The sequence below is a fragment of the Nocardioides jensenii JCM 1364 = NBRC 14755 genome (assembly GCF_001552535.1).
GTDB classification, from domain to species: Bacteria; Actinomycetota; Actinomycetes; order Propionibacteriales; family Nocardioidaceae; genus Nocardioides; species Nocardioides jensenii.
Window position 1 is genome coordinate 1 of sequence record NZ_BCRJ01000125.1, and the last position, 7,979, is coordinate 7,979.

At 67.1% G+C, this 7,979-nt stretch carries 8 protein-coding genes; 3 read left to right on the forward strand and 5 right to left on the reverse strand.

Translation table 11 applies throughout. The features are described 5' to 3' along the window. Positions 1–127 precede the first annotated feature (127 nt). The 3 genes from NJ4_RS22705 to NJ4_RS22715 form a co-directional block, all read right to left on the reverse strand. Complete coding sequence (locus NJ4_RS22705) at positions 128–724, reverse strand: NADPH-dependent FMN reductase (RefSeq protein WP_067440950.1); 597 nt, start codon at positions 722–724, stop codon at positions 128–130. A gap of 89 nt (positions 725–813) precedes the next feature. Next, positions 814–1,947, reverse strand: a complete 1,134-nt coding sequence (locus NJ4_RS22710) for an acyl-CoA dehydrogenase family protein (protein WP_067440954.1) — start codon at positions 1,945–1,947, stop codon at positions 814–816. 355 nt (positions 1,948–2,302) lie between these two features. Next, positions 2,303–2,965, reverse strand: a complete 663-nt coding sequence (locus tag NJ4_RS22715; RefSeq protein WP_067440958.1) for a TetR/AcrR family transcriptional regulator — start codon at positions 2,963–2,965, stop codon at positions 2,303–2,305. A 103-nt stretch (positions 2,966–3,068) separates the two neighbouring features. On the opposite strand from NJ4_RS22715, the gene NJ4_RS22720 reads away from it, so the two are divergent. The 3 genes from NJ4_RS22720 (at position 3,069) to NJ4_RS22730 (ending at position 5,882) form a co-directional block, all read left to right on the forward strand. Beyond that, positions 3,069–3,896 carry an SDR family NAD(P)-dependent oxidoreductase gene (locus tag NJ4_RS22720; protein ID WP_067440961.1) on the forward strand — a complete coding sequence of 276 codons (828 nt, stop codon included), beginning with the start codon at positions 3,069–3,071 and terminating at the stop codon, positions 3,894–3,896. Positions 3,897–3,935: 39 nt separating this feature from the next. Continuing rightward, on the forward strand, positions 3,936–4,739 hold the full coding sequence (locus NJ4_RS22725) for an SDR family NAD(P)-dependent oxidoreductase (protein ID WP_157551304.1): 804 nt from the start codon (positions 3,936–3,938) through the stop codon (positions 4,737–4,739). A gap of 888 nt (positions 4,740–5,627) precedes the next feature. Beyond that, the gene (locus NJ4_RS22730) at positions 5,628–5,882 is read left to right on the forward strand and encodes a DUF3303 domain-containing protein (RefSeq protein WP_067440967.1); all 255 of its coding nucleotides are present in this window, start codon (positions 5,628–5,630) and stop codon (positions 5,880–5,882) included. A gap of 405 nt (positions 5,883–6,287) precedes the next feature. Here NJ4_RS22730 and NJ4_RS27000 read toward each other — a convergent pair whose 3' ends face one another. Beyond that, positions 6,288–6,962 carry an acyltransferase gene (locus NJ4_RS27000; protein ID WP_067440972.1) on the reverse strand — a complete coding sequence of 225 codons (675 nt, stop codon included), beginning with the start codon at positions 6,960–6,962 and terminating at the stop codon, positions 6,288–6,290. A 184-nt stretch (positions 6,963–7,146) separates the two neighbouring features. Further along, positions 7,147–7,956 (reverse strand): SDR family NAD(P)-dependent oxidoreductase, encoded by an 810-nt coding sequence (locus NJ4_RS22740; protein ID WP_067440969.1) that lies wholly within the window; start codon positions 7,954–7,956, stop codon positions 7,147–7,149. Positions 7,957–7,979 lie beyond the last annotated feature (23 nt).

Genomic DNA, 7,979 nt, shown 5'->3' on the forward strand with positions numbered 1-7,979 from the left:
GTTCGATCACCTCGTTCATGGGCAGTACGGGCGTGGATGGGAAGGCTGGTTGGAAGAACATTCCGGTGCGCATGGTTGCGAAATCCCCTCTAGGTTCTCTGGTTGTGCCTGGTCGACCGAGGTGGGCTCAACCCACGCCGAGGTACATCTCGGAGCGGGTGTGTGCACGCTGCTGCGCAAAGCTGGTCACCTGTTCCGCCACGGTCTCCAGCTGGAATCGCGCGGAGTCGTCGACGCAGTTGCCTTCGACACCGAAGATCGGGGTGGAGGCGTTCACGGCAGCACCCAGCGGTGTCGGCCAGCCACGCAGGGCGTGGACGGTGGTGCGCAGGCCGGACAGGGTCGAGGCGGTCGCCTGCCAGCCGTAGGCGACGGCGATGAGGCCGACCGGTATGCCGTCAAGGTAGGGACGGTCGTCGTTGCGCAGGTCCTCGAGGTAGTCGAGGGCGTTCTTGATCATCCCGGACATGGAGCCGTGGTAACCCGGGGAAGCGATGATCACTCCGTCAGTGCGGCGGACGGCCTTGACCAGACGGGTGCCCAGTGCTGGCCGCTCGCGGGTCTCGGTGTCATAGATCGGAAGGATCAGGTCGCGGCCGGCGATGACCTCGATCTCAGCGCCGAGGCGTCGGGCGGCGGTGGCACTCACCCGCAGTGCCTGCTCGCTGCTGGAGCCGGGACGGGTGGAGCCACCGAGGCAGAGGATTCGGACGGGATCGGGCATGGTGGTGCACCTCCTGTTGTGGGGGGCGGGTGCGCTGGCGCACCCGCCCCGGGATCTGCGAAGGGCGCCCTGGTGGGCTGGCCGGATGCTCAGCGGCGGTATTCGCCCATCAGGATCAGCGCCGGATCGGTGAAGTTGGTCGCGTCCACCAGGATGTGGTTGTTGAGGGCATGCATGTCCAGCATGCAGCGACCCAGCACGGTGGGCTGGCGCAGTGAGGCGGAGCCTCCCCAGAAGTAGGCGAACTCGATCGCATCCATGCCGATCCGGTGGATGATCGATGCGGTCTGGCGGAAACGGCCGGCCTGCACTTCGGTAAGCGCGTCACCGTTCTGCGCGGCGGCGTACGCCTCCTCCATCTGCTCCATCAGCCGGGAGCGGATCGCCTGGAACTTGCCCTCGTGCTGGGCGAAGTCGTGGAGGAAGAGCTGCTGCTCGCGCAGGTGCGGGGCGTTGGGACGCTTCTTGCCCTCGTCGACCACCTTGACGATCTCCTCCAGTGCGCGCTTGGTCACGCCGAGACAGACCGCGGAGTGGTAGATCATCGCGGTGGAGAAGAAGTCCATCCGCCCGGCCGGGCCGCCGCGCCTGGCCTGGTAGTTGCCGACGTTGAAGGAGTAGGACGTCGGGACCGACTGCTCGGGGATGTCGTAGTCCACGCTGCCGGTGCCGATCAGGCCGATCGGGTTCCAGTTCCCCTTGAGGTCTGCGTTCGCCACCGGGACCACTGCACAGAGGCTCTCGCCGTCGTTGGGTCCGCCCTGGACGAAGCCGCCGACTGCGATCCAGTCGGCCTGCGGTACGCCGCTGCCGAACTTGTAGTTGCCATGGACCTGGAAGGTGCCGTCCTCCTTGTCGATGATCGTGCCGACAGGGTTGGCCATCCCGGCGATCTTCACCTCCGGGTCGCTGAAGATGTTCTTGGCCGCTTCGTCCTCCACACCGCAACTGACGTAGCCCATGTAGCCGGCGATGGCCATGTAGGTCCAGCCGATCGAACCATCCTGGCGGGAGAGCTCCTCAATGACCTCGACGCGGGTGCGCGGGTGGACGTCGAAGCCGCCGAGCTCCTGGGGGACGTTCATCCAGAAGAGACCCGCCCCCTGGAGGGCATCGGCCATCTCCGGCGTCATCTGGTGGGCTTCCTGACAGCGGAGCGTCTCGCGTTCGACGATGGGCTCGAGGTCCCGAACCTTCTGCAGCAGGTCGACTTCCTGGTTCATGCGGTGTCACCTCTCCGATTGAGCCCCGGCCTCGCCTTCCGACGCCGCGGGCATGTCCCCGAGCGGTCCGGGGTCTGCAGGGCGACGGTCAATCGAACGGGTATCAGCAGGGGTGTTGATTCGTTCGGCATGATGCCGCGGTGCTTGTGACGCCGCCCAGGTATGTAATGTGAGCCACATTCCTTACTCGTGTCAAGGCATGAGTAAGAATTATCAACAGAAATGTTGATTCCTGCGGCTGGGGTAGGCGTGGTCGGGCGCCGAAGAGTCGCCCGTCGATGCGTCAGGCTGGGCCGATCGGCCGGCCAGTGCGGCGAGCGTCCCTCGACGGCGAGGGTGCGTTACGGCGAGTGGATCAGGTAGTGAGTCCGGAGAGGATCACGTCGGCGTACGTCTCGCCGATACTTGTCGCATTGACCTCAGAGGTGTGTGGGTTGAACCAGCGGTGTGTCCAGCTGATCATGCCCATCACGCCGTAGGCGAGCACCCACGGTTCGCCGGTCGTGCGGAAAGAGGCGTCCTTCTGGCCGTCCCGGATGATGTCGGTGATCGCCTTCTCGTAGCGGCGATTGACTCGGCGCATCTCCTTGGCCCATGTCTGGCGCTGGGGGTCGACGTGCGCCATGTTCTCCTGCAGGTAGACGAAGAGAAACGGATAGTGCTCGGCATAGGACTCCATGAGTCCGACGAGCAGGGTGCGTAGCTTTTCCGGCGCGGGCGCGTCCGAGGCGCGGATCCTCTCCGCGGTCTTGAGGTTGTTCTTGACGACGTCGGTGACGAGGACGTCGAAGAGCTCTTCCTTGCTGCTGAAGTAGTAGTAGATCGATGCCCGGTCGGTCCCCACGACCTTCGCGATGTGGGCGATGCTGGTCCCGCGGTAGCCCTTGGAGCGGAACAGGGAGGCGGCGGCAGTGATGATCTCCGCACGGCGATCCTCATAGATCGCGTTCTTGTTGCCGCGCGCCATCACGCGACGCTGGCCGATGCCGCTCTCGTTCGGATTGTCCCCGTTGCTCATGGTGGCAGCATAACGGTCAGGGCTACTGCCAGCTTCTCCGTCCCGCGCTATTGTCAACACATATGTTGAAGAGTGGCGGTCGGACGGAAGGGTGGATCTGCTCATGAGACTCCTCGGGTTGGGCTCGAACTGGAGTGTGGCCGGGCGGGTGGTTCTGGTGACCGGCGCCTCGTCCGGGATCGGGGCCGGCGTGGTCCGTGACCTGGTCGGGCGCGGCGGGACTGTGGTCGCGGTGGCTCGCCGGGCGGAGCTCCTCGAGGACCTGGTGACCTCAACTCGGGGTGGGCCGGGTCGTGTGGAGGCACATGCCTGCGACCTGACTCGTGCCGACGACGTGGATCGACTCGTGACCAACGTGCGCGACTCCGTGGGTCGGGTCGACGTGCTGGTCAACAACGCAGGTCGGTCGATCAGACGCTCCATCGCGGTTTCCCATGACCGGGCCCATGACTTCGAGCGCACCATGGCCATCAACTACCTCGGGGCCGTGCGGCTCACCCTGGGTCTGGTCCCCACAATGCTGGCGCAGGGGGAGGGGCATGTGGTCAACGTGGTCACTGCAGGGGTCCAGCTGCGCAGCCCGCTCTTCTCCGCCTACATCGCCTCGAAGTCTGCACTGGACGCCTTCGGTCGGATCATGGCCCGGGAGATGCGCGACCAGGGGGTCACGGTGACCAATGTGCGGCTGCCGCTGGTGCGGACCGACATGATCGCTCCCACCGACGAGTTCGCCACTGCTCCGGCGCTCAGCGTGGATCAGGCAGCGGAGCGCGTTCGCCGTGCCATCGAGTGCCGTCCTATTGCGGTCAACGAACTGCATGCCACGGCGTTCGAGCTCCTGTCCGTGCTGGCTCCGGGACTTGCGGACCGGATGAGTCATTGGGCCTCCCGCGGACTGACCGAGTCGCGGGCGGCGATGCGGCGGGGGTGAATCGTTGACCGAGCGAGTGTCAACGGATATGTTGACGGCGTGATCGACGTGCCGGAGACCCCTACTGATCGGAGCAATGACATGGACCAGGACGCCGCACGGGTGACAACCGCAGGCCCGCGTTCAACGGGTGGACTGGCGGTGGTCACCGGCGCCGCCTCGGGGATCGGCGCGGCCACCATGCGTCTCTTCCGGGCCCGGGGATGGGACGTGCTGGGTATCGACAGGCAGGCCGGCGAGGGAATCGTTTCCGGCGACATCACTGACGCGGACTCGCTGGCGGCTGCCGCAGCCACGCTCGACGAGCGTCAGGTCGACGCGCTCGTGCTCGCAGCAGGAATCTGGGACCAGGCCGATGATCGCTACTCGGTCGTCTCCCTCGAGACCTGGGAACGCACCTGGTCGGTGAACGTCACCGGCACTATGCTCAGCCTCCGCGCGTTTGCGCCGTTGATGGGGCCGGGTGGATCAGTGGTCACGATCGCCAGCATGGCCGCCATCTCCGGCATGCCGCGACGTGATGCCTACACCGCCTCCAAGGGGGCCGTCGAGGCACTCAGTCGCGCCTGGGCGGTGGACCTGATTAGAGACGGCATCCGTGTCAACTGCCTGGCGCCCGGCGTCGTCGCCACCCCGATGGTGGAACGCGTCGGGGACCGGGATGCGGAGCGACTGCCACTCGGGCGGGCGGCCACCCCCGAAGAGGTAGCCGGTGTGGCCGTCGCCCTGGCCGGACCTGAACTCGGCTACCTGAATGGCACGACCATTCCGGTGGACGGCGGGCTCACCGCCACGAGTGGACTGGTCCCGGTCGGCCCACGCCGTGCCCGCGCCCCTCGCTGACCCTCGCCGGCCCGCAGGAGGGCGCCCCGGGAGACGATTTCGGCGTTCGGGCCGCTGGCTCCGGATCCACGTTGCCGTAGCGGCCGTCGACAACTGATCGCGCAGTTGATCACGTGCCCACCAAGTAGTTGTCCGGATCCGCCCGGCCGTCCCCGCAGGGGCGCCTAATCGCGCGACTCTCATCGACCCGGGCCAATTGAAGAGCTGAGCCGCCAAAGGGGCCGTTGTCGTGGACTTGAAGGTCCAGAAACAGGCCAGAAACTCCGTCAAGGACTGTCAACAATCGCCAATGCGACGGTGCTAGGAACTGGCGTTTGTTCAGGTCAAGTGCCACTTGCCAGCAGAAAACGGCAACTCGTGTCAATGGCTCAGTTCACTCGAGGCAGCTTCGGAGGGTTGTTGGTTCTGGTGCTTGGTGGGGCTGCGAACGAGATTCGAGCCAGGCCGCGTTTATGGCCCGAAAACGTGGGCGCAAGGGCTCTAAAAAGGTCAAAAGAGACCAACACGAACGAGCGCTGTAGACACCGCAGCGGGAGCGTTCGCGCAGGTCAGAGCCCAACCTGTCAAAAACCGGCAAGCGGCGACGCAGAGCAGTCGTCACCGCATCGGGGGCAAGGGGTCGCAGGTTCAAATCCTGTCAGCCCGACCGAATCACACGAACCGCCTCTCACCTGTTTCCGCAGGTCAGAGGCGGTTTGGTTCTTCCGGCCATCTCGCCTGGTGCCGCGTTCAGCGGTGTCCCACGTGGCTTACGGGGACCCGGTGTCGCCCGTCGACGTCCGGGCTCCGAGGAACTGCGGCGCACCGATTTTCCATTCGAGTGACAGGGGCCGCCTGCGAGGTCCACCATGGAATGCACAAACCGAATCGGGCGCATGAGGAGGATCAGTGCTGTTCCACATCACGCAGGTCCACAGTCCAGAGCTCTGCCCACGGGACGAGGGCGGTTCCAACTCGCTGTTCGACGCCACGGTCGAGGGCGTCAAGCTGATCGGTCGCTACGGCGCCAACGCCCAGCACACGCTCTTCCTGGTTGTCGAGGCCGACGACGTCAACGCCGTCCACAGGTTCCTCTGGCCGGGTTTCAAACGCTGCACGAGCACGGTCACGCCGGTCAGCGAAGTCCCGGTTCCGAAGGACTGACCAGGGTCGGGTCCCACCGCGACCAGGTAGCGGCGGCGCGGAGCGCGGCGCAGAACAGGTCGGCGGTGCCGTCCTTGTCGAAGAACCGCGTGGGTCCAGCGGCCAGCGCTCTGTTCCTCAGCCCCGTCGGATGCCTCCGGAAGGACGTCGATGAGGGCGACCGCCGTGACGTGCTGCCTCGCCCTGTTGCACTCCAACTTCGCCGCGGTCGCCACCACCGACTCGTGGCTCGCCGCCGTCGAACGGGCTGAGGCCCTGCCGAAGAGCGATCTGGGCACGTCGACCCCGCAGGGGCGGGCCGGCCTTCTCGACGTCCTAGGTGCTCAGCCCTCCGGAGCCGCCTCGGTGGGGAGCTCGGTTCAGGTGGGCCCAACAGTGAGCGCGCTCACCGTTGGGGGCTCGCCCTCAGGACAGGAAGCGGGCGATCTCCTCGGCCGACCAGATCGGGCGGACGTCGTCGGGACGCTTCCCGACCCATCCGACCCCCGGCTCGAGGCGTCGTACGACGCGGGCCGGGACTCCGGCCACGATCGAGTGGTCCAGGACGTCACCGCGTACGACGGAGCCCGCGCCGACCACGACGTTGCGCCCGATCGTCGTGCCGGGCAGCACCACGACGCCGTGGCCGATCCACGATCCGGAGCCGATCCGCACGGGCTGGTGTCGACCCAGCTGTCGGCCGATCGGCGCGTCGGGGTCCTGGTAGCCGTGGCTGGCGTCGGAGACGAAGACCGACTGGCCGAACCAGACATCGTCGCCGATCTCGATGCTCTCGTGAGCGGTGAAGGTGCTGTTCGCGCCGACCACGCAACGGTCGCCGAAGGCCAGGCCGCGCTCGGGCAGCGGATGGTCGCCGGGGCCGTAGCCGAGGGCCAGGGTGCAGTGTCGACCGATCAGCACCTCGCTCCCGATCAGGATGCCGCGCTCGCCGAGGATGGTTGCCTGCGGGAAGGCGATCAGGCTCTTCTCGCCGAAGTGTGCGAAGCCCCGGGAGGCGCGGGTGCCCGGCGTGATCTCACCGGCCCACTCGACGGCTCGGTGCAATGCATGGAACGCAGGGCTGATCAGATTCCGGAGCATCGACACGGTCCGCAGAGTAGCGGCTGGGCCGCGGCTCTGGTCTCCCGTCCGCACTCGGCGCCATCTTCGGCGCGACGTCGACGAAGGGAGACGATGGCGTACGACGAGCTCGCGGGCAGGCTGGAGATCGGCGTCGGCTACGCGCGCTCGCTGCCGCCGAAGGCCTGAGCTCGGACAGGCGGGCTCACTTCAGGCCGGGGTGATTCTTCGCCAGCACCGGCAGCAACAGGCTGCGCGGAGTGATCTGGGCGAGTGATGCGGCCAGGCGATTGACCTTCCCGGGGATGGCCACGAGGCGTCCCCGGTCCATGGCCTCGACGGCGACCCGCGCGACCTCCGCGGCGTCGATCCACATCACCGCGGGCAGTGCCGCCTCGGCGTCCTCCTTGGCGAACCCGGCGCGCTCGCCGAATCCGGTGTGCACCGGCCCCGGACACAGCGCGGTAGCGGTGACGCGGCTGCCGCGCAGCTCGCCGGCCAGGCTCTGGGTGTAGGAGAGCACGAACGCCTTGGCCGCGCCGTACGCCGCCTGGCCCGGGAGCGGTTGGAACGCGGCGGTCGAGGCGACGTTGAGCACGGCTCCTCGGTCGCGCTCGACCATCCCAGGTAGGAATCGGCTGCACAGATCGACGACGCTTGTCACGTCGACCTCGACCAGGTTCATCTCTGCCTCGGGATCGGAGGAGCTCACGGGTCCGAGGGTCGACAGTCCGGCATTGTTGACGAGCACGTCGGGCACCAGGCCGAGCGCCTCGACGCGCGCGGCCAGCCCGGCGCGTGCTGCCCGGTCGGAGAGGTCGGTCGTCAGCACGGCCGCGCTGCCGCCCGTGGCGCTCAGCTCCTCGGCGAGTGACTCGAGCTTTGCCGTGGTCCGGGCGACCAGCGTGACGTGATGGCCACGCGCGGCGAGCTCGCGGGCGATCTCGGCGCCGATGCCGGAGGAGGCGCCGGTGACGAGTGCGGTGCGGCCGGGTGTGGGTGCAGGCAAGGTCATGGCAGCACGGTAGTGGCCGGTCC